This window comes from Vreelandella lutescens, assembly GCF_014640815.1.
Lineage (GTDB): Bacteria > Pseudomonadota > Gammaproteobacteria > Pseudomonadales > Halomonadaceae > Vreelandella > Vreelandella lutescens.
On sequence record NZ_BMHM01000002.1, the window covers coordinates 34,729 to 56,232 of the forward strand.

General features: G+C 56.8%; 22 protein-coding genes. 16 read left to right on the forward strand and 6 right to left on the reverse strand.

Annotated features, from left to right (window positions below):
- The first annotated feature begins 521 nt into the window (after positions 1–521).
- The 4 genes from IEW65_RS04425 to IEW65_RS04440 all read left to right on the forward strand — a co-directional run bounded on the left by IEW65_RS04425 (position 522) and on the right by IEW65_RS04440 (position 4,983).
- The gene (locus IEW65_RS04425; protein ID WP_188638303.1) at positions 522–2,207 is read left to right on the forward strand and encodes a methyl-accepting chemotaxis protein; all 1,686 of its coding nucleotides are present in this window, start codon (positions 522–524) and stop codon (positions 2,205–2,207) included.
- A 123-nt stretch (positions 2,208–2,330) separates the two neighbouring features.
- Positions 2,331–3,149 carry a methyltransferase domain-containing protein gene (locus IEW65_RS04430; RefSeq protein ID WP_188638304.1) on the forward strand — a complete coding sequence of 273 codons (819 nt, stop codon included), beginning with the start codon at positions 2,331–2,333 and terminating at the stop codon, positions 3,147–3,149.
- Entirely contained in the window at positions 3,146–4,135 is a 990-nt protein-coding gene (locus IEW65_RS04435) for a methyltransferase (RefSeq protein WP_188638305.1), read from the forward strand. Before IEW65_RS04430 ends, IEW65_RS04435 begins: the two co-directional genes overlap by 4 nt.
- Positions 4,136–4,251: 116 nt before the next feature.
- Positions 4,252–4,983: an SIMPL domain-containing protein gene (locus IEW65_RS04440; protein WP_188638306.1), complete on the forward strand. Its 732-nt coding sequence runs from the start codon at positions 4,252–4,254 to the stop codon at positions 4,981–4,983.
- 53 nt (positions 4,984–5,036) lie between these two features.
- On the opposite strand, the gene greB is transcribed toward IEW65_RS04440, so the two are convergent.
- Positions 5,037–5,579, reverse strand: coding sequence for a transcription elongation factor GreB (gene greB, locus IEW65_RS04445; protein ID WP_188638307.1), 543 nt, complete (start codon positions 5,577–5,579; stop codon positions 5,037–5,039).
- A 185-nt stretch (positions 5,580–5,764) separates the two neighbouring features.
- Between greB and IEW65_RS04450 the strand changes: the two genes are divergently transcribed.
- The 8 genes from IEW65_RS04450 to IEW65_RS04485 all read left to right on the forward strand — a co-directional run bounded on the left by IEW65_RS04450 (position 5,765) and on the right by IEW65_RS04485 (position 13,671).
- Positions 5,765–6,409 (forward strand): TRAP transporter TatT component family protein, encoded by a 645-nt coding sequence (locus IEW65_RS04450; protein ID WP_188638308.1) that lies wholly within the window; start codon positions 5,765–5,767, stop codon positions 6,407–6,409.
- Positions 6,410–6,518: 109 nt separating this feature from the next.
- Positions 6,519–7,169, forward strand: coding sequence for an NUDIX domain-containing protein (locus tag IEW65_RS04455; RefSeq protein WP_188638309.1), 651 nt, complete (start codon positions 6,519–6,521; stop codon positions 7,167–7,169).
- Between the two features lie 9 nt (positions 7,170–7,178).
- Positions 7,179–7,625, forward strand: a complete 447-nt coding sequence (locus tag IEW65_RS04460) for a DUF1249 domain-containing protein (protein ID WP_188638310.1) — start codon at positions 7,179–7,181, stop codon at positions 7,623–7,625.
- A gap of 54 nt (positions 7,626–7,679) precedes the next feature.
- Positions 7,680–8,414 (forward strand): phosphodiesterase, encoded by a 735-nt coding sequence (locus IEW65_RS04465; RefSeq protein ID WP_188638311.1) that lies wholly within the window; start codon positions 7,680–7,682, stop codon positions 8,412–8,414.
- Between the two features lie 189 nt (positions 8,415–8,603).
- On the forward strand, positions 8,604–9,563 hold the full coding sequence (gene cysD / locus IEW65_RS04470) for a sulfate adenylyltransferase subunit CysD (RefSeq protein ID WP_188638312.1): 960 nt from the start codon (positions 8,604–8,606) through the stop codon (positions 9,561–9,563).
- The gene (gene cysN / locus IEW65_RS04475; protein WP_188638313.1) at positions 9,563–11,008 is read left to right on the forward strand and encodes a sulfate adenylyltransferase subunit CysN; all 1,446 of its coding nucleotides are present in this window, start codon (positions 9,563–9,565) and stop codon (positions 11,006–11,008) included. The genes cysD and cysN overlap by 1 nt, the downstream gene beginning before the upstream one ends.
- A gap of 120 nt (positions 11,009–11,128) precedes the next feature.
- Positions 11,129–12,019 carry a homocysteine S-methyltransferase family protein gene (locus IEW65_RS04480; RefSeq protein ID WP_188638314.1) on the forward strand — a complete coding sequence of 297 codons (891 nt, stop codon included), beginning with the start codon at positions 11,129–11,131 and terminating at the stop codon, positions 12,017–12,019.
- A gap of 68 nt (positions 12,020–12,087) precedes the next feature.
- The gene (locus IEW65_RS04485; protein ID WP_188638315.1) at positions 12,088–13,671 is read left to right on the forward strand and encodes an ABC transporter substrate-binding protein; all 1,584 of its coding nucleotides are present in this window, start codon (positions 12,088–12,090) and stop codon (positions 13,669–13,671) included.
- Between the two features lie 73 nt (positions 13,672–13,744).
- On the opposite strand, the gene IEW65_RS04490 is transcribed toward IEW65_RS04485, so the two are convergent.
- From IEW65_RS04490 to IEW65_RS04500, 3 genes are read right to left on the reverse strand one after another with little or no spacing between them, the layout of a single operon-like run.
- Positions 13,745–14,560 carry an ABC transporter substrate-binding protein gene (locus IEW65_RS04490; RefSeq protein WP_188638316.1) on the reverse strand — a complete coding sequence of 272 codons (816 nt, stop codon included), beginning with the start codon at positions 14,558–14,560 and terminating at the stop codon, positions 13,745–13,747.
- 38 nt (positions 14,561–14,598) lie between these two features.
- Positions 14,599–15,351, reverse strand: coding sequence for an ATP-binding cassette domain-containing protein (locus IEW65_RS04495; RefSeq protein ID WP_188638317.1), 753 nt, complete (start codon positions 15,349–15,351; stop codon positions 14,599–14,601).
- Positions 15,348–16,052, reverse strand: coding sequence for an ABC transporter permease (locus IEW65_RS04500; protein WP_188638318.1), 705 nt, complete (start codon positions 16,050–16,052; stop codon positions 15,348–15,350). The genes IEW65_RS04495 and IEW65_RS04500 overlap by 4 nt, the downstream gene beginning before the upstream one ends.
- 150 nt (positions 16,053–16,202) lie before the next feature.
- On the opposite strand from IEW65_RS04500, the gene IEW65_RS04505 reads away from it, so the two are divergent.
- The 4 genes from IEW65_RS04505 to IEW65_RS04520 all read left to right on the forward strand — a co-directional run bounded on the left by IEW65_RS04505 (position 16,203) and on the right by IEW65_RS04520 (position 19,712).
- Entirely contained in the window at positions 16,203–17,084 is an 882-nt protein-coding gene (locus IEW65_RS04505) for a helix-turn-helix transcriptional regulator (RefSeq protein ID WP_188638319.1), read from the forward strand.
- 135 nt (positions 17,085–17,219) lie between these two features.
- Entirely contained in the window at positions 17,220–17,783 is a 564-nt protein-coding gene (locus IEW65_RS04510; protein ID WP_188638320.1) for a type 1 glutamine amidotransferase domain-containing protein, read from the forward strand.
- Positions 17,783–18,901: an App1 family protein gene (locus IEW65_RS04515; protein WP_188638321.1), complete on the forward strand. Its 1,119-nt coding sequence runs from the start codon at positions 17,783–17,785 to the stop codon at positions 18,899–18,901. Before IEW65_RS04510 ends, IEW65_RS04515 begins: the two co-directional genes overlap by 1 nt.
- A gap of 136 nt (positions 18,902–19,037) precedes the next feature.
- Entirely contained in the window at positions 19,038–19,712 is a 675-nt protein-coding gene (locus IEW65_RS04520; RefSeq protein WP_188638322.1) for a zinc metallopeptidase, read from the forward strand.
- Between the two features lie 9 nt (positions 19,713–19,721).
- Here the strand turns inward: IEW65_RS04520 and cmoB are convergent, their stop codons facing one another.
- Both cmoB and cmoA read right to left on the reverse strand, forming a co-directional pair.
- Positions 19,722–20,750: a tRNA 5-methoxyuridine(34)/uridine 5-oxyacetic acid(34) synthase CmoB gene (gene cmoB, locus IEW65_RS04525; RefSeq protein ID WP_188638323.1), complete on the reverse strand. Its 1,029-nt coding sequence runs from the start codon at positions 20,748–20,750 to the stop codon at positions 19,722–19,724.
- 1 nt (position 20,751) lies between these two features.
- Complete coding sequence (gene cmoA, locus IEW65_RS04530; protein WP_188638324.1) at positions 20,752–21,495, reverse strand: carboxy-S-adenosyl-L-methionine synthase CmoA; 744 nt, start codon at positions 21,493–21,495, stop codon at positions 20,752–20,754.
- Between the last annotated feature and the right edge of the window lie 9 nt (positions 21,496–21,504).

The following is a 21,504-nucleotide window of genomic DNA, read 5'->3' on the forward strand; positions in this document are numbered from 1 at the left end:
GACAGTACTTAGTGGCAGTACGTAGCAATAGGACTGTATGACACATCCAGTGGAAGGCAAGAGCCCCTCAACGTTGCGACCCTCACCATGGGGTTGTCTATATCAGCATTCATTAATAAAGATTTTTATTTTTTCTAAGGTGAAGAAAAATTTATCTTTTTGAATGTTAAAAGAATGGTTTTTATAGTGGTTTTATAAGAGTGGATTTAGACAATCAACAAGAGAGCCAATACTTATTGGTACACTTTTCTATACATGACGCTGTGCTTTTTAATGTGGCAAGGCAGCTTTTTTAGAGTGGTGGGTGAAAGAGTGTAAGTGCCTTGATAGCTAATGTTTTTTTAAAGTTGTTTAAGTTTTATGGTGTCTTTTTAAGTATTGTATAGCTTTATAGTGAAAAATAGCTGAATGTCAACAAATGTCACAGTGTTTCTTGCTGTCGTTACTTTTTTTAAGCCTTGAGCCATAGTACGCCTATAGCGTTTGTGAGTGAACGAAGGTGTTTTCTAAAGAGGTGGGCTATGCGTAACAATGGCTATGTATCACAAATCAACTATCCGATTGAGCCAGATGATTTTTTAATATCCCGTACGGATATCAATGGCTATATCACTTACGCCAATCCGCGCTTTATCGAGGTGAGCGGCTTTTCCATTGAGGAGTTGATGAACGAACCTCATAACGTCGTTCGTCATCCCGATATGCCGCCCGAGGTTTACCGTGATATGTGGGCAACGTTGCGCGAAGGGCTTTCCTGGCAAGGCTATGTCAAAAACCGTCGTAAAAACGGCGACCACTATTGGGTGCATGCCAATGTGGTGCCGGTAGTGGATAGGGGAGAGTTGCAGGGCTATGCCTCGCTACGCTCATACGCCGGGGAAGAGAAGGCGCGCTACTTTGATCACCTGTACCGCCAAATGCGTGAGAATAACTGCCCTTACTACTTAAAGCGTGGAAAGTTAAAGCGCAAAGGGCTGCGCGGCAAGCTGCCATCCTTCCAGTGGGAGGGCGTAAAAGCGCGCGTGATTGGGTCTTCCATTGCGAGTGCTGCGCTGCTTGGCGCAGGGCTTTGGGTCGCTCAACGCTTTGGCTTAACCGGGTGGTCACTCGGTGTGCTCGCCTTGGTGCTTGTTAGTTCCATTTGGTCGGTAAATGCGCTGTTACTTGGCTCGCTTAACCGCTCGGTCGCCTCGCTGAAAGATATTGCACTGCAGCTGGCGGCGGGCAACTTAAACACGGTGATACCTTCCACCAATCGTCAATCGTTGCGCCAAACCTTGGACGCGCTGCAACTCATGCGGCGCTCGTTGCTCTCCACCGCCAGCGATATTCAGCGCAATATGGAAGCCATTGGTCCGGTGGTGAGTCAAATCCTGAACAACAACACCAATATGGCTGACCGGCTTGAACAGCAGGCCTCAGCAGTGCAAGAAACTGCCGCCAGTATGGAAGAAATTTCTAGCACCGTGCGTCAAAGCGCATCAAATGCACAGCTAGCGAGTAAAGCGGCAGACACCAACTTGGCGGAAGTGGGCACCGCAACGCGCTTAACCGATGAATTGGCCCATGCCATGGAAGCGCTCACCAAGCAGTCCGAGCGGATGAAGCACATGGTGCAAACCATTGATGCCATTGCGTTCCAGACCAATATTTTAGCCCTTAACGCTTCGGTGGAAGCTGCACGTGCGGGTGAACACGGGCGTGGATTCGCCGTGGTGGCCCAAGAGGTGCGTAAGCTCTCTAACCAAACTGCCGAAGCGGCAAAAGAAGTCCAGCGTATGATTGTGGATACCAATCAAAGCGTGCTGGAAAGCGTTGCCCACACCCGCGAAACTCAGGCCGCCACGCAGCGTATTCGCCACGCCAGCCAGCGTGTGAACGACCTGATGGAAGAGATCAGCCGAGCCGCCAGCGAGCAAAGCGATGGAGTGGCGCAAATTGGCCTCGCCATTGCCGAGATTGATAGCACCACTCAAGCCAGTGCGTCGGATATGGAGAGCTACCGCCGCGTGGCTGACACATTAAGCGGCGAAGCCGCTTCATTAACCAACAGCGTGAATGCTTTCAGAACATCACAAAGTGGAGCCCAGCCTCTACCAGCGCTACGTCGCCCGCCGTCTTCAGGGCAATCTTTAGGGCTTGAAAAGCCAAGAGCCAAAGCGCTGCCTTCCAAACACTCTGCTGCGGATGGCTGGGATCAGTTCTAACCTTCGCTCAGCATCGGCACCCACGGTGATAGTTGAACGCGGTATGTTCAGGTCATCGTGGGTGCGATTTTAAGGGTGATAACGGGTAAACTAGCGCCCCTTTTTAACGTGATTGCTAGTGGCATGCACCCAACCTACGAATTAACCGACGCTGGCGACCGCTACTTTGATGGCCTGGCGGATAAGTTCTCCCGCTCGCTCTACCAAGCACCCCGAGGGGAGCTGCGCCTGGCGATGCTGGATTATCTGCTGCCGCAAATGCTGCACTTAAAGGCTCAGGCTGTGCTGGATGTCGGCGGTGGGTTAGGCCAACTGTCCGGTTGGTTAGCGGCACGTGGCCACGCGGTGACAATGGCAGAGCCTTCCCAAGATATGCTTGCCCATGCCAAGGCTTGGCACGCTGAACAAGTGGCTGCAGGTGGGTGGCAGGCAGAGCAGCTAAGCTACCTTGAAGCCCCTCTTCAGACCCTTCAGCATCAAGCCCCCGGCCCCTGGCCTCTGATTACCTGCCACGCGGTATTAGAGTGGCTGGGCAACCCCGAGCAAGCGCTGCACACACTGGCAACGCTACTTGCTCCAGGGGGGCAGCTTAGCCTGATGGTGTTTAACCGCGATGCGCTGCGTTTTTCTAACGTGGTGAAAGGCAACTACCAAAAAGCCTTAAGCGACCAGTTGGAAGGTAAGGGCAAGCGCCAGCGCTTAACCCCGATTTCTCCCGTCACCCATGATGAGATTTGCCAGTGGGTAAGCGATAACGGCTTACGCATTGAGAGCGTCGCGGGCATCCGTATTTTTCAGGATTACGTGCGCCAGCCCCCCGAGAAAATGAGTGATCAAGAGGCACTGCTGGCGCTTGAAAAGCAGTATTGCCAGCTCGACCCCCATTGGCGACTAGGCCGCTATTTACTTTATACCGTTACCAAACCTGAGGCGAATGTATGAGTGCTCAACTGCCTGCGTGCCAGCTCCTTGAACGTTACTACGGGCAGGCCGCCCAATTATGGCCGGTAGCACCCCCTGAAGATGCGTGGCTGTTAAACCATTCAGCGGCCATGGTGAGTGACAGTGTGGCACTACGCCAGCAGTGGCAGGCTAGTGATCGCTTGGCTTTGACTCCTTTTGAACCGGTGAATGAACTGCCCACCGACCAAGTGGTGCTGTTTTGGCCAAAAACGCATCAGCTGGGCATGTGGTGGTTGGCGTGGCTGTGCCATGTGCTGCCCGCTAACACGCCTATCGATATCGTGGGTGAGCACCAGGGGGGCGTGAAACGCGTTCCTAAAGTGCTCAGTGGGCTGGGCATGGTCTGCGACAAGCTGGATAACGCTCGCCGCTGCTCGTTGTTTGCCACGCGCACGGTGGTGATGGAGGCACCCGATAGTGCCTGGGAAACCTTTGATGCACTCGATATACGCTTAGTCAGCCATCCCGGGGTGTTCGGCCATGGCAAGGTGGATGAAGGAACGCAACTGCTGTTGCAAGCTCTGGAAACTGCACTGCCTAAAAAGCCCTTGAAGGTGCTGGATATGGGCTGTGGCGACGGCATTATCAGTGCCTGGCTTGCCAAGCGCGGCCATGCAGTCACGGCTGTGGATGTCAGCGCTTTCGCTGCCGAGGCCTGCCGTCGCACGCTGCTTGCCAATGAGCTAGAGGGCACGGTGCTGGAAAGTGACGTGTACTCAGCGCTTGAGGGTGAACAGTTTGATGTGATTGTCAGTAACCCGCCGTTTCATCAAGAGCGCGATGTGAGCTATGGCCCTAGCACGCGGTTGATCAATCAAGCTTCTGAGCATTTGAACCCCAAAGGGCAGCTGATCTTGGTGGCCAATGTGTTCTTACCCTACCCAGAGAAGTTGCAGCGTGCCTTTGGTGAATTTAACAGCCTCGCTGACAATCGCCGCTTCCGCGTCTTTCGCGCGTTAAAGTAATCACCCAAGGTGATGTTTGCGTCTATGCTTCGCCTGAGGGTGATGTGAACCCAACGATATAAGCGAGATAATGACAGTCGCGCTGTGTGGCGGCTGGATTCAGCGAGGCATGGACGATGACAAGCAATAGTCGCAGTACGGCGGTGTTAGGTGGGGCACTGCTACTGGGTGGGCTGTTAGCACTGGGGTTGGCGTGGAGTGGAAGCTATGTCAAAAGCGCGGCAGAAGTGTGGCAGCAATCTTCACGCAGCGTAACGGTGCGCGGATTAGCTGAGCGCCAAGTTGACGCGGATATGGTGCTGTGGCCGCTGAATTATACGGTCAATGCGAATACGCTCACGGATCTTGAAGGGCAGCTATCCCAGCACGAGCAGCTTATTCGCGATTTTTTGGAAGCGCGTGGTTTTGATGCTGCACAGGTCAGCGTCACGCCGCCTCGAATTACCGACCAGTTCAGTCAAACCTACGGGGGAGAGCGGCCCGATGAGCGCTATCGTGCCGAGGCCACGCTGCTGCTACGCACGGATAACGTAAATGGTGTGATTGCGGCCGTGCCAGAGGCCACGGCATTAGTGCGCCAAGGTGTGCTGCTGTCGCCCAGCTACGAGTACCGCACCGAATTTCTGTTTACTGGCCTGGATGCCATCAAGCCGGAAATGATTGCTGCAGCCACGGCCGATGCCCGTAACGCCGCGCAGCAGTTTGCAGAGGACTCGGGCAGCGGCGTTGGGGGCATTCGGCAGGCCACCCAGGGCTACTTTTCCATTGAAGATCTGGATAGCTACACGCCGCATATTAAGCGTATTCGTGTTGTTACCACGATTGACTACGCGTTAGAGGAAGAATAAGCCGATGAGGCAGGGTCAGCATGAGAGCTCCTCAAAGCGAGGCGGCTGATCCGTTAATGCGCAGCGGATTTGCCATAGTGAATCGCCGTCACGGTGTAAAACGTATCGCCATTGGGTGTGAGTACCGTGACGTCGTCACCGACTTCCTTGCCTAGAAGCGCCTTTGCCATGGGGGCATCAATGCTAATCCAGCGCTTTTGGGTATCGAGCTCATCATGGCCCACGATGCGAATATTCAGCGCTTCTCCCTCTTCATCTTCCAAGCTTACGTGTGCGCCAAAAAAGATTTTATCGGTATTGGCGGGCAGGCGATCCACCACCTGTAGCTCATCCAGGCGCTTGGTTAAGTAGCGGATGCGCGCAATCACCCGGTTTAGCTCTTTCTTGTTGTAGGTGTAATCCGCGTTTTCGCTGCGGTCGCCAAGGGCGGCGGCTTCGCCCACTTTCGCGGAAAGCTCCGGGCGTTTTATCCGCGAAAGATGATCCAAAATGCCGCGCAGACGGGCGGCACCTTCTGCAGTAATCAAATTACTTTTAGGTGCTTGGCGAGGATCTTTGGCCGGATCCCGCCAGCGGGTCATGTTGCGACCTTTCATGGGCGAATGCTCTCCTAAAGGGCTCTCCTGGAAGGCATTAAGCTTACGCTACAGGAGCAATTGATAACAAAGGTGCGATTCTCTGGCGAATCATTCAAACGTTCGTTACATTGTCTAAGTAAGCCGATGTTTGGCTTGATCAGACTTACAACGAAAGCCGTGACAACAACAAACCTGGAGTGACTATGCGCGCTATTCCATTTTCTCGCTTACTTATCGCCGCAGCCCTTGGCAGTACGCTGGCGCTGGCCCCCCTCAATGCCTCGGCATTTGAAGGAGAGGTCTTCTCGCTGAAGAACCGTTGGGAACATACGGTCACTGAGATGCCTGCCAACCAGCGTGAAGAGACACTTAAGGCACTCGCCAGTGAAGCTGAGCAGCTGGCGCGTCAGCATCCTAATGAGGCCGAGGTACTGATTTGGCAAGGTATTGTGCTGGCCTCTTATGCTCGTGAGCGTGGCGGTTTAGGTGCTTTAGGCACTGCTGGTGATGCCCGCGACGTGTTAGAGCGTGCCATTGAAATAGACCCTGCTGGTGGCAACGGCTCTGCTTATGTCACTTTAGGCGCGCTCTATGACCGTGCCCCAGGCCGCCCGCTGGGGTTTGGTAACAGCGATACCGCCGAACGTATGTTCCAGCGGGCGCTGGAGCTTCGCCCCGATGGCATTGATGTGAACTACTACTACGCGGCGTTCCTAAAAGAGGAAGGCAATACTCAAGCGGCTCGCGAGCATGCTCAGCGCGCGGTGAATGGAACGGCACGTGACAATCGCCAGATGTCAGATGAGGCGCTGCGCCGCGACGCACAAGCGCTGTTAGGTCAGCTCTAAATAGCGCGTTGATTGACCCGCAAAGTTGAATCCCGCGGTTAATCACCGCATTGGCATTCCCGGTGGCCAGCATTGATAATAGTACGATTGTTATCATCGGGAGTGCCTTATGGGCCCTACGCTTGGTCGTGATGATGTTGAACTCATCCAACGCGACACCCTCTATCAAGGCTTCTTTCGGCTAGAAGCACTGGAGCTGCGCCACCGGCTGTTTGAAGGTGGCTGGAGCGCCACCATGCGCCGAGAAGTGCATAATCGCTTTGATGCGGTGGGCGTGCTGCTTTACGACCCTAGCCGTGATGCGCTGGTGCTAATTGAGCAATTTCGTGCCGGCGCCATTGACGACCCCACATCCCCTTGGAAATTAGAGTTCGTGGCAGGCCTCGCCGATAAAGACGAGTCGCTGGAAGACGTTGCCCGTCGAGAAGCCATGGAAGAGGCGGGTTGCCAAGTAGGGCAATTAACCAAGCTGCATACCTACTACCCAAGCCCCGGTGCCTGCAACGAACGTGTGACGCTCTTTTGCGGGTTAGTGGATACTCATGGCTTAGGCGGTGTGTATGGGGTAGAGGATGAGCACGAAGATATTCGCGTGCATATTGTAACGTTCACCACCGCTTGGGAACTCCTAGAGCAGGGAAGACTCGACAACGCCATGTCTTTGATTGGACTGCATTGGCTGGCAGGGCAGCGGGCATCGCTGCGCGCCGCCTCTCAACGCGCCGCCCTTTCAAATACTGACGCCAAGCGAACCCAGTAAGGAGTCATCATGGCAAGAGCCGCCTATGTCACCGATTTAAAAACCCTGCAGGGCGAATGCAGCGCAAATTATGTGCGCCTGCTGCGCTTAGTAGGGGATATGGAGAGCGGTCAGCGCCGTGATATCGCACTGCGCAGCGATCACCAGCACTTTGGTGACCTGCATTTAGCGATTCTGCAGGAAGCACCCTATACCACCCTGGTAGAAGTCACCCAGAGCGGGCCACTGGATGCCGTTATCGAGGGGCCGCGTATGCGCGTGCATCTCTACCACGATGTGCGCATGGCAGAAGTCATCGATTTTCAGCGGGAGCGCCATTTTAGCGGCCGCTACCGCTACCCTAATGCGCGCATGCATCAGCCTGATGAAAAGCTGCAGCTCAACTGCTTTTTGGGGGAGTGGCTTGCCCATGGGCTAGCGCACGGCCATGCCGTTGATATGCCGGAATTACGTTAAACACCGCTGTTAATAACGCACAGACAATCATGCCAGGTCTAGGGAGCTAGGTGGATGCGGCTTATTCAAATTACCGATTCACACTTACATGCTGACAAGCGGGCGCACTCCCGTGCAGGGATTCCCTGGCAGCAGTTTCAGCGCGTGCTGGAAGCGGTGGCGGCGGAGCGGCCCGATATCGTCGTCTTTACAGGGGATATCAGTCAGGATGAAACCGCTGCCTCCTACGCCCATGCTGGAGACGCGCTCTCAACGCTGCCATGCCCGTGGTTTTGGATTCCTGGCAACCATGACCAGCCAGAGCTGATGGCCGCCGAACATCCGCTGCTAAACGAAGTGGATTTGGAGCAGTGGCGTTTGCTACTGCTCAATACCCAGGTAGCGGGCAAGCCACACGGCGAGCTGGGGAGCGATGCTTTGAGTGCGCTGGCAGAACAGCTGGAGCAAGACGACCGACCCACCCTGATTGCCATGCACCACCCGCCGGTAGACGTAGGTGCCGCCTGGATGGATGCGATTGGCTTGCAAGACCGCGACGCCTTTTGGCAGCTACTCAGCGCTTACCCCCAAGTAAAAATCATTCTGTTTGGCCATGCCCACCAAGCCTATGCCCAGCATCATCAGGCAGCGGGCACCGATATTGGCGTTTACGGTTGCCCTGCCATGGCGGATCAGTTTTTGCCAGGTGCTGACGCCTTTGCCATTGATGAAGCGTCGCGCCCTGGCTATCGCGTGGTCGATTTCAGCGGCCACGAGTGGCAGACCTGGATTGAGCGAGTGATCGTCTAATCGCTTTTTAGGCGCTATCGATCTAAAAAGATAGTTATTAATTCTTTTGGGTTATTATTGACCTAGCGTTACCCTACCCACAAATGCCCGCTTTGCGGTTTATCCGCTGGGCGGCAGTTCATGTTTGCAAAGGCTTTATTGAAAAGCCGCTTCGATAAAAGCAAGCACCGTTTTGTGAGGGAGTAGGTAATGAACCAGTTTTCTGCGCCGTCGGCAGCGACGCAACAGGTGCCCACCGCACCTGACGCCGCCCGACTGACCCACCTGAAGCAGCTCGAAGCTGAATCGATCCACATCATTCGGGAAGTGGCGGCAGAGTTTCGCAACCCGGTGATGATGTACTCCATCGGTAAAGACTCCTCGGTGATGCTGCACCTGGCGCGAAAAGCGTTTTATCCCGGTACGCCGCCGTTCCCGCTGATGCACGTGGACACCACCTGGAAATTCCGCGAAATGATCGCTTTCCGCAACCGTATGGCGGAAGAGGCGGGCATGGAGCTGATTGTGCACACCAATGAAGAGGGGCGGGCAGCCAACATCAACCCCTTTGATCACGGTAGCGCGAAGTACACCGATATCATGAAAACCCAGGCGCTCAAGCAGGCGCTGGATAAGTACGGCTTTGACGCTGCCTTTGGCGGTGCGCGCCGTGATGAAGAAGCCTCTCGTGCCAAAGAGCGCGTCTACTCCTTCCGCGATAAGTACCACCGCTGGGACCCTAAAAATCAGCGTCCTGAGCTGTGGAACGTGTATAACGCCAAGGTCAATAAAGGCGAATCGATTCGCGTGTTCCCGCTTTCCAACTGGACCGAGCTGGATATCTGGCAATACATCTACCTTGAGTCGATTCCGATTGTACCGCTGTACTACTCCGCCAAGCGCCCGGTGGTTGAGCGCGACGGCATGCAGATTATGGTGGATGACGACCGCCTGCCGCTGGCTCCAGGCGAGGTGCCGGAGGAGAAGTGGGTGCGTTTTAGAACTTTGGGCTGCTATCCGCTCACAGGCGCGGTGGAGTCCACGGCTGCCACGCTGCCGGACATCATCCAAGAGATGCTGCTGACCAAAACCAGCGAACGCAGCGGCCGTGCCATCGACCACGATCAGGCCGGTTCCATGGAGAAGAAAAAGCGTGAGGGGTATTTCTAATGGCGCACCAGTCAACGTTAATTGCCGATAACATCGAGCAATACCTGCACGAGCACGAAAACAAAGACCTGCTGCGCTTTATTACCTGCGGCAGTGTCGATGACGGTAAATCCACCCTGATTGGGCGGCTGCTTCACGACTCCAAAATGATCTTTGAAGATCAGTTGGCAGCGATTACCAAGGCTTCTAAAACCAGCGGCACCACCGGTGATGCAGTTGATCTGGCCCTGTTGGTAGATGGCTTGCAGTCAGAGCGCGAGCAGGGCATTACTATCGATGTGGCTTACCGCTTCTTCTCGACGGAAAAGCGTAAGTTCATTATTGCCGATACCCCGGGGCATGAGCAGTACACCCGCAACATGGCCACCGGTGCTTCTACCGCAAGCCTGGCGATCATTCTGATTGATGCCCGTTACGGCGTGCAGACCCAAACCCGCCGCCACAGCTTCATTGCCGATTTGCTCGGCATTCAGCACCTGGTGATTGCGGTCAATAAGATGGATCTGGTCGGCTTCTCAGAAGCGCGCTTTAACGAGATTGTGGACGAGTATCGCGCGTTTGCGACGAACCTGCAGGCCCCGGATATCCGCTTCGTGCCCATGTCGGCGCTGAACGGCGACAACGTGGTGAACCCCAGCGAGCAAACGCCCTGGTACTTTGGTGATCACCAGGGGTATGAAGGCAAAACGCTGATTGAACTGCTGGAAAGCGTCGAAATTAGCCGCGACCAAAACCTCACTGATCTGCGTTTGCCGGTTCAGTATGTGAACCGCCCCAACCTGGATTTTCGCGGCTACTGCGGCACGCTCTCGGCCGGTGTCCTACGCCCAGGGCAAGCGGTGAAGGCGCTGCCTTCCGGTAAAACGTCCCGCGTGGCACGCGTGGTCACCTTTGATGGTGATTTAGACGCCGCCTACCCAGGGCAGGCGATTACCGTCACGTTAGAAGATGAGATTGATATCTCCCGTGGCGACTGGATCGTGAGCGCGGATGCTGACATCCCACTCTCGAACGTGTTTAGCGCCGACATCGTGTGGATGCACGAAGACGCTCTGACACTGGGCAAGCTCTACGACATCAAGCTCGCCACACGTGACTTGGCAGGGCAGGTCAGCGCCATTGAGTATCAGATTGATGTCAATACGCTGGAAAAGCATGCCACCGATTCCCTCGGGCTCAATGCCATCGCTCGCTGTGAGGTTGAGTTGACCGCCTCTATTCCGGTCGATGATTATCGCACCAGCCCGGGCACCGGTAGCTTTATTGTGATTGATCGCCTCACCAACGTGACGGTGGGAGCGGGCATGATTCGTGGCGTCGCTAACGCCCGGGAGCAGGCCACCACGACTGATTGGGCCGCCTTCGAGCGTGATTTGAACGCGCTGGTGCGTAAGCACTTCCCGCACTGGGAAGCGAAAGATATCGGTTCACTGCTGGGCCGCTAGCGCTTATAAATAAAACGACACACTTTGACGCCGCCCTGCGGCGTCAATTTTTAGGTAACGCTGAATCGAGACACTAGGGATCCAGACACAGGTGATCGAGACACCAAGGAGCGAGAGTCGATGTTAACCCTTTTAGACGGTGGCTTAGGACGTGAGCTAAAACGGCTGGGTGCGCCTTTCCGTCAGCCAGAGTGGTCGGCGCTGGCACTGATGGAAGCCCCCGAGTGTGTGACCCAGGCACATCAGGCATTTATTCAAGCCGGTGCCGAGGTGATCACTACCAATGCCTATTCCGTGGTGCCGTTTCATATCGGCGAGGAGAGCTTTGCGGAACGCGGCCTGGCGCTTGCCACGCTGGCGGGCAAGCTTGCCCGTGACAGCGTGGCCGGGCAAGCGGTGACCGTCGCGGGCTCGCTCCCGCCGCTGTTTGGCTCTTATCAGCCGGAGCTCTTTGATGCCAAGCGCGCGCCGGAACTGCTGTCCACGCTAATTGAAGGCCAAGCGCCTTACGTAGACGTGTGGCTAGCCGAGACACTGAGCGCCACGGAAGAAGCGCTAGCCGTTGCCAGCGCACTGGGTAACGACACTCGCCCGCGCTGGTTCTCGTTCACGCTGAAAGACGCCGATGAAAATGACGAACTGCCCTGCGCACTGCGCTCCGGTGAGCGTATTGAAGAGGCCGTTGCTGCGGTGCTGGAAGCGGGCGGTGAAGCGCTGCTGTTTAACTGCAGCCAGGCTGAAGTGATGGAAGAGGCGCTTTCCCAAGCGCAGGCAGCGGTGGCCGCCCAAGACGCAACGCTGCGCCTAGGGGTCTACGCCAACAGCTTTGTGCCCCAAACGAATCGCATCGCAGCGAACTCCGGCGTTAGCGATATGCGCGATGACCTGGGGCCAGACGCCTATGCGGCCTTCGCCCAGCGCTGGCAGGCGGCAGGGGCCACCATGATTGGCGGCTGCTGCGGCATTGGGCCAGAGCATATTGCCAAGCTGGCAGAAGCGGTGCGCGGTTAAGAGCGTTTTGTGCATTGGTTTCACAGGATTGGTTCCACAGGATTGATTCCACAGGGTGAGTCACCAGCATGACGAAACGAAGTAAAGCGCCCGTTGAGCGGCGCATAGCAGGCGTTACACGGCGTCAGTTTTTACAGCAGTCGGCGGCACTGTCTGTCTCTGCCAGCGCCTTGGGCGGGCTTTTACTGCCACGCTGGGCAAGTGCTCAGGAGGGGACGCCTCAGCGCGGCGGGCATCTGATTTTAGCGATTGATAACGCTTCCAGCAGCGACCGCTTAGACCCCGCCTACTACTTCGAGCAGTACATGTACCACGTGGGGCGGCAGCTGTTTAATACGCTGACGGAACTCAATGATGACGGCACGCTCGCGCCTGGGCTGGCAGAGTCTTGGGAGACGAGTGACGCGACGCAGTGGGTGTTTACGCTGCGCCAGGGTGTGACCTTCCATAACGGCAAAACCCTTACCGCCGACGATGTGGTGTACTCGCTCAACCATCATCGTGCCGAAGATTCGCCGTCGGCGGTGAAAGGCTATATGGAGCAGATCACCGAGCTGACCGCCCGTGGCAGCCATGAAGTGGTCATGACGCTCTCCGCCCCCAACATGGATTTACCGTCTCTGCTGGGAGAGGTGAACTTTGCCATTACCCCGGCCGGTGCGAATTTCGATGACGGTATTGGCACGGGGCCTTTCGTGCTGGAAAGCTTTGAACCTGGGGTGCGTACCCTGGTTAAGCGCAACGACAACTACTGGAAGTCGGATCGCGCCTTCGTTGATAGCGTCGAAACCCGCGCCTTTAACGATGCAACTGCGCGAGTGGCCGCGCTGATGAGCGGCTCGGTGCATTTTGTTAACCGGGTAACGCCCAGCATTGTGAGCCGTTTGGAAAGCGCGTCATCGCTCACGATTAATCGCAACGTGGGAAGTTTCCAGGTGACCTTTCCCGGTTTGGCTGACCGTGCGCCGTTCAATAATATGGATGTTCGCCTAGCGATGAAGCACGCCCTCGACCGAGAGCAGCTGCTGAATTTGCTGGTGCAGGGGTATGGCCAGGTGGGCAACGACTCGCCGCTGTTCCCCAGCAATCCGTATTTCACTAACGACCTGCCTAGCCATGCCTTCGACCCGGATAAAGCGCTGCATCACTGGCGTAAGTCGGGCGTGGATAGGCCCATTCGGTTAAGCACCGCCGACGGGGCGACCTTTGAAGGCGCGGTCTCGGCCGCAGAGCTTTATCAGCAGTCGGCCCAGCGTGCGGGGATACCGTTGGAGGTCAACCGCGTGCCTGCGGATGGCTACTGGTCGGAAGTGTGGCGTCAGCATGAGTTCTGCGCCTCGGGTTGGTCTAGCCGCCCGACGGCCGACGCTTATCTCTCGATGGTGAATCTGTCGAATGCGCCGTGGAACGAAGCGCGCTGGGCCAATGAGCAATTGGACCAACTGATTGTGGCGGCCCGCGGCGAGCAGGATGAGGCCACGCGGCGTCAGATGTATCACGACATTCAGGTGTTGTATCAGCAGGAAGGCAGCACCGTGGCGCCGCTCTATATGGATTCGATTTCGGCCAATCGCACCAACGTGCGGGGTTATGTCGATGTGCCGGGAGAAGTGGCCACCCGCTCGGTCGAAAAGATGTGGATCGAAAGCTAAGCCGTTGATGATAAAGCGCCAGCCCGGTAACAGCGGGCTGGCGCTTTGGCGATAGGTTTATTGGGAGATAGCATTATTTGGCGTTAGGAAAAAACAGCGGTTGACCGCCTACCTCAAAATCAGCAATCGCTTGCTGGCCCTCTTCAGAGACTAGCCACTCATGCCACTGGGCGGCTAACGCATGCTTTAGATGCGGATGCTGCTCTTCCGACAGCAGCAGGCTGCCGTACTGATTAAACAGCGCTTCATCGCCTTCAAACAGCAGCGTTAAGTCTTGCGGGTTCTCAAAGGCGGCCCAGGTGGCGCGGTCGGTGAAGGTATAGGCATTCATGCCCGCGGCGGTGTTCAGCGTGGGGCCCATGCCGCTGCCCAGCTCGCGGTACCATGCACCTTGTGGCGTGACACCCGCATCTTCCCACAAGCGCAGCTCGGCGCGATTTGTGCCGCTGTCATCACCGCGTGAGGCAAATGGCGATTCGCTTTCGGCAATCAGTGCAAAGGCATCGGACACGCTTTCGCTCTCGCGGATGCCCGCCGGGTCGTCGCTGGGGCCAACAATCACGAAGTCGTTATACATCACGTCTAAACGTTCGCTGGCATAGCCATCCGCGACAAACTGCTCTTCGCCCGTCGTATCGTGTACCAGCAGGCTGTCGGCATCGCCACGGCGGGCAATTTCAAACGCTTGGCCGGTGCCGACCGCCACTACGCGCACGTCGATACCGGTGGCCTCGGTAAACGTGGGGATAATGGCACCAAACAAGCCAGAGTTTTCGGTGGAGGTGGTGGAGGCCAGCGTAATGAAGTTGTCATCCGCCAGTAGGGAGGCGCTAAAGGTAAGCGCGGTGGTGCATACACTGGCGGTGATCAGCGCGGTGGTTTTTTTCACGGTCTGCTCCTTTGGATATACTTCAACGCTGCTAGGGCTTACCACACCAGCTCGCCCCGGATAAACGCCCTGGCCTGTGATGAGGCCGGGGTGTCGAAAAAGCGCTCGGCGGGGGTGTGTTCCAACACCTGTCCGCTGTACATAAACAGCACGTCATCGGCCAGGCGCTTGGCCTGATGAAGATCGTGGGTCGTCATCACGATGCGCGTGCCGTTGTGATGGAACTCATTCACCGCCTCTTCCACGGCTTTAATGGCCGCAGGGTCGAGGGCGGAAGTCGGCTCATCCAAAAACAGCACGGCGGGCTTTAACAGCCATGCGCGGGCTAGCGTTAGGCGCTGCTGCTCGCCGCCAGACAGCACTCTGGCAGGGCGCTTGGCAAGGGAGGCCAAACCAAATTTTTCTAACGCCTGGAGAGCGAGCGCCTTGCGCTCTCGGCGTGGCACGCGCTGCACGGCTAAGGCATAGATTAGGTTGTCGATGGCCGAGCGGCGCAGCAGTACCGGCCGCTGAAAGACCATGGCTTGCACCGGGGGCGTGCCTTCCCAGCGAACGTGGCCGCTGCTGGGGCGAAGCAGCCCGTGTGCCAAACGCATCAACAGGCTTTTGCCTGCGCCGTTGGGGCCCATAATCAGCGTGCGCTGGCAGCCGGATAGCGTGAGCGTTGTGGGTGTTAACAGGGCGTGGCCGCGATGCTCAAAGCTTGCTTGCTGAAAGTGCAGGGCAGGCACGCTGGATAAGGAGTGCTGCCCTACTGGTGAGTGCGAGAGCGTCTTGAGGGGTGCGTTCATCCTAGTCGCCTCTTCGCGGCTTCACTCACGAGATGCGCCAGGGCATTAATCAGCGTGACGAGGGTAAGCAAGATGATGCCCAAGCCCAGCGCCAACGGCAGGTTGCCTTTGCTGGTTTCCAGCACAATGCTGGTGGTCATCACACGGGTCACGCCATCAATGTTGCCGCCCACAATCATCACAGCACCCACCTCGGCGCTGGCGCGGCCAAAGCCCGCCAAAATCACCGTGAGTAGCCCAAAGCGGGCATCCCAAAGCAAGGTGGGCATCATACGTAGCTGGCTCAAACCCAGCGAGCGTAGCTGTTCGGCGTACTCACTGTGCAGCGCTTCTACCTGCTGCCGTGTGAGTGCTGCGATGATAGGAAATACTAAAATTACCTGGGCGACTACCATGGCAGTGGGGGTGAAGAGCAGCCCGAAACTGCCCAGCGGCCCTGCGCGAGAAAGCAGCAAATAGACACACAGCCCGGCAACCACCGGGGGTAGGCCCATCAATGCATTGAGGGCCACAATAAGCGCGTTACGGCCGGGGAAACGCCATAACGCCAGTGCCGCACCTACGGGTAGTGCCAAGGCGCTGGCGATCAGCACGGCGATCAGAGACACCTGCAGTGAGAGCGCTACGATGTCGAACAAGCCTGAATCTATTCCGAGAATCAGCGCGAGCGCGGTATAAAAAGGGTTATCACTTGCAGACATAAGCACCTGACATAGGGTCATGAACAGTTGTGGGGTCGCGCCAACGTTTCCACAACGCCTAAAGATAGGCGGCATAGTGTACGTAAACTTGCAGTTATGCACTGGCTGCTGAAATATATGCAGCCATACGCATAAAAATGCAGAGTGACCATGTCGAACGAGTACTTAACCACTGCAGAGGTCGCTGATTACCTGCGCTTGAAAGAGCGCAAGGTCTACGATCTGGTGCGCCAAGGCCATATCCCCTGCAGCCGCGCGACAGGGAAGCTGCTGTTCCCTCGGCAGCATATCGATATGTGGGTGCTTAGCCATTTAGAGGGGGACCAAGCACAGCGGGTGCCGCCTCCATCGGTGCTAGCAGGCAGCCAGGACCCGCTCTTGGAGTGGGCAGTGAGAGAGAGCGGGAGTGACTTGGCCTCGTTATGTCATGGCAGTGGCGATGGCATAAGACGCTTGCTGGAAGGCAAGGCGATGTTGGCAGGCATTCACCTGCTCAATGCGGCCTCAGGGCGCTACAACGAACCGGCATCGCTAGGGTTAGGGGGCGTTCGTGACCTGATCGTGCTGCACTGGGCTACGCGCCGTCAGGGGCTGTTAGTGGCCGCTGGCAACCCGCTGGGCATTCGTTCAGTGAGAGATATTGCCAAGCACGGCGCGACGCTCGCACATCGTCAGCCGGGGGCGGGGGCAGCTCAACTGCTGCACTGCTTTCTACAGCAGGCCGATATAGCGCTTGATACGCTAAACTGGGCGGCTCATCCTGCGCTCAGCGAAGACGATTTAGCGCTGGCCATTGCCCAAGGCGAAGCCGATGTGGGGCTGGGCATGGAGGCTGCGGCACTGCGCCAGCAGCTTGATTTCATCCCGCTAATAGAAGAGTCGTTCGATGTGGTGATGCACCGGCGCAGCTATTTTGAGCCTGCCGTTCAAGCGCTGTTTGAGTTTGCCCGAGAGCCCCGTTTTGTACAGCGTGCCAGCACGCTGAGGGGGTACAATGTGAGCCAGCTAGGCCGTGTATTGTACAACGCCTAGGCGCATCGTGACGGGTGCGATTCGGTCTCTACGCTTGACGATTGTATAAGATGCGCCAAACTGGAGAGGCGTTGTAGATGTCACTTCATCACGACAAGATCATCACGACAAGATCATCACGAAAAGGAGAGCATGATGAATCAAGCACTGAACGGTAAACGTGTTGCTATTTTAGCCACCGACGGTTTTGAAGAGTCTGAGTTGAGCGTTCCCCGCGCGGCGCTGCAAAAAGAGGGCGTTGAGGTACACGTGATCTCACCAGAAGGTAAGGGCATTCGCGCTTGGGCAGAAACCGATTGGGGCGACACCTACGAGGCCGATAAAGCCTTGGCAGATGCTAACGCCTCTGACTATCACGCCTTAGTGCTCCCCGGCGGCCTGTTTAACCCTGACGAACTGCGCCTGAACGAAAACGCTCTTAGCTTTGTGAAAGCGTTCTTCCGGGCGGGTAAACCCGTAGCCGCTATTTGCCACGCGCCGTGGATTTTGATCAACGCCGGCGTGGTAAAAGGGCGCAAGATGACCTCGGTGCCGAGCGTCGCCCAAGACCTGCGCAATGCGGGGGTCAACTGGGTCGATGAGCCGGTAATGGTTGATAACGGCCTCGTGACCAGCCGCACTCCCAAAGACCTGGATGCCTTTAACGCCAAGCTGCTAGAAGAGCTGCAGGAAGGGCGTCATTCAGGTCAGCACGCTTAATGGCGTGGTATCACCAGTGGGCAAGCTTTGCCAAAAGGCTTGCCCATGTTGTTGCCAAACCGATGAAGCGGGACAGTGGCCGCAGCGGGATGATGGTGCATCCTTATCGTGGTTACGGTTCGCAACGAGAGATATTCGTCATGGGTCGAGTGTTCCGCCAAGCGGCTCTCGGCCGCGCCATTCCCCGACGGGGCATGCTGCGTGATACGGCCGACGTGGCCCGGCGCATTTTTCGTCGCGGGCTGGCCGACGCCAAAGTGGAAGTCCGCGTGGGCGATAACGAGCTCTGCATGACCACCGACCGCGATGGCTACTTTGATGCTCATATCCCCATCTCGACGTCTTTACCTGTCGATGTTTCCTGGCATCGCGCCGATATCTTAGTACACGCGAAAGGGCATCCGCCCGTGCGCACGAGTGTGGAAGTGTATGTGCCTCCTCCGGAAGCAGACCTATTGGTGATCAGTGATATTGATGACACGGTCATGTTTACCGGCGTGGCTGAAAAACTGAAAATGCTCTATCGGCTGTTTGTGCGTAAGCCCCATCGTCGAACGGCCTTTCCTGGCGTAGCATCGCTGTATCAGGCGCTTTATCGCGGCCACACGGATAAAGCTGAACGGCCCATTCTGTATGTGTCGCGTGGCCCCTGGGCTATTTATGAAATGCTGGAAACGTTCTTTCAGCTCAACCGTATTCCGGTGGGGCCTATTCTGTTCTTGCGAGAATGGGGGATCTCCTGGCGCAAGCCTTGGCCGCGCCGTGCAGAAGCGCACAAACGGGATCTGATTGATCGCATGCTCGCGCTGTACGATGACATGCCCTGCATTTTGATTGGCGATAGCGGCCAGCACGACCCCGAGGTTTACACTGAGGTGGTGAAGGCCTATCCGGATCGTATTAAGGCGATTTACATTCGCCGCGTCGACAGCGACCCGCAGCGAGAATCCGCCATTCAGCGTCTGCGTGATGAACTAGCCCATACCGAGTGTGAGCTGGTGCTGGCCGCCGATAGCATTTTGATGGCAGAGCATGCCCATGCCAAAGGCGATATCTCAGCACGCGGTTTGCAAGCGGTTCAGCGTGACGTGGAAGCCCATCGTAACGAGCCCGCCTAAGCTGCGAAATTGGGCCATTCGTGGTAAAACTAAACGCCATTCAAAAGGTCACCTTATTGATTAAATACAGGTGGCCTTTTAGCGGGTTCTCCTCTCGCGTTTACCTCTTCCTAACTGGCAGGGTCCCGGTGTTACGATGTTGATTCTCTTGATTGTCATGGCGCTAGCCATTTTTGTGCTGCCCAACCTATGGGCGAAATGGGTGTTAAAGCGCCATACCCGAGGTCGTGACGACTACCCAGGCACCGGTGCGGAATTGGCCGAACACCTGCTGCGCCGGATGGGCGTGGAGGGCGTGCGGGTGGAGCGTACTGAACACGGCGACCACTACGACCCTGAAGCTCGCTGTGTGCGCTTAACGCCTGATCACTACGATGGTCGTTCGCTAACCGCCGTCACCGTGGCAGCACACGAAGTGGGCCACGCTATTCAGCACCATGAAGGTTACGCGCCGCTGCTGGCCCGTAGCCGCTTGGTGCAGGTGGCGCAAAAAGCCGAAAAGCTGGGGGCTATTTTGATGATGGCCGCGCCGTTTTTGTTTGTGCTCACACGGCTGCCCGGTGGGCTTGCGATGATTATCATCATGGCGGTGATTAGCTTTGGCACGGCGGCGCTGGTGCATCTCGTCACGCTGCCGGTGGAGTTTGACGCCAGCTTCAACCGCGCGCTGCCGCTGCTAAAAGAGTACGTGCCGCCCGCCGATATGGCCGGTGCACGCCACGTACTCACCGCCTGTGCGTTTACCTATGTGGCCGCCTCGTTGGCCAGCGTGATGAACCTCGGCCGCTGGCTGGTGATTTTAAGGCGCTGATTTTAAGACCTAGGCGGTTGCCACTGACGCTTCCGGCTTATTGGCCAAAATCACCGCGCGGCGAGGGGCGGGGTAGCCTTCAATCGTCCGGGTGCGGTCTTCTGGGTCTAGGAAGTCGGCCAATGACTGGTACGTCATCCACTCAGTAGAGCGCTGCTCATCCAAGGTGGTGACGGCCTCATCCACCACGCGGACGTTGGTGAAGCCACAGCGCTCCAGCCAGTGGCACAGCGCTTTGGAAGAGGGCAGAAAGTAGACATTTGGCATTGCCGCGTAGCGTTCACCGGGCACAAACACGGTTTGCTCATCGCCTTCTACCACCAGGGTTTCCAGCACTAGTTCTCCACCGGGAGCCAGCGCGCCTTTTAGCTGCTGCAGGTGCTCAAGGGGCGAAGGGCGGTGGTACAGCACGCCCATGGAGAACACCGTATCAAAAAAGCCCAGGTTCTCGGGTACGTCTTCAATGCCCACCGGCAGAAACTGTGTGCGACCTTCATCGGCGTTGCCGACAAAGTGGCGCACCGCCTGAAACTGCCAGTAAAAGCGCGGTGAAGGGTCGATCACCAGCACAAAAGCAGCGCCTGCACCCGCCATTCGCCAAGCGTGGTAGCCGCTGCCGCCGCCTACATCCAGCACTTTACGGTACTTCAACGGCGCAAGATGCGGGGAGACACGCTGCCATTTCCAGTCAGAGCGCCACTCGGTATCGATTTCGATACCACCCAGGCTAAACGGCCCTTTACGCCAAGGTGCCAGCTTGCGCAGTAGGTTAAAACACTGGCGCTGCTGGCTGTCGGTGAGGTCGAGTTCAACCGTCAGCGTATCGCTATTCAGATCCACGCGGCGCTGTTCCGGCAGTGGTGGCAGCTTGGCCACGGCCTTTTCCCAGGCGGAAAGGTCGCCGTGGCGCTGGCGGTCTAGCCCGTTTGCAAGCTGCTCGGGCAGTTTGGCAAGCCAGGGCGTTAGCGAGGCATCCTGCGTGGCCTGATCTAAAAACGCCTGATACAGCACTCGGTGATCGTTTGGGAGTAGCGCCACCTTAACCCTCCTTAAAAGCGATCAGCGAAGTGAAGTTCAGGTACTGGAACCAGGTCATGGAACGGGGAAAGCCCGCCAGCGACAAGCGCTCGTGCAGGGCATCCAGCGTGTCAGGAATCAGCACGTTCTCAAGCGCGGTGCGCTTTTGGCTGATCTCCATGTCGCTGTAGCCATTGGCACGCTTGAAGTCGTGATAGCGTTCGACCCGCCAAGCGTTGTCGCGCTCGTCGGCATCGATGGTTTTTTCCGACAAAATCAGCACACCGCCGGGCTCGAGCGCATCAAAAAGCCGCTTGAGCAGCGCATCACGATCTGCCGGGGGCAGAAACTGCAGCGTAAAGTTGAGAATGATCATCCCCGAAGGCGCATACTCGTAGGTACGAATATCGGCTTCTTCCACCTGCATGGCGTGATCGGGGCACTCATCAAGAAAGGTCTGTTTTGCTCGGGTAGCCATGGCCGGTGAAAGATCAATACCGGTATAGCGAAACGCGTCGGCGGGCAGCGCGCCTGCCAACGCGAGGCCGGATGCGCCCAGCGAGCAGCCCAGATCATAAACATGGGCGCCGTGGCGCAGATGGCGTTTGGCAATCAGGCTCAGCATACCCAGGATTTGGCCGTAGCCGGGCACCGAGCGGCGAATCATATCGGGGAAGCACGCGACCACCTGTTCATCAAAGGAGAACCTAGCCACCTTGTCTAGGGGTGTTGAAAAGATAGCGTCGCGGTAAGATGCATCACTCATGGGCAAGCC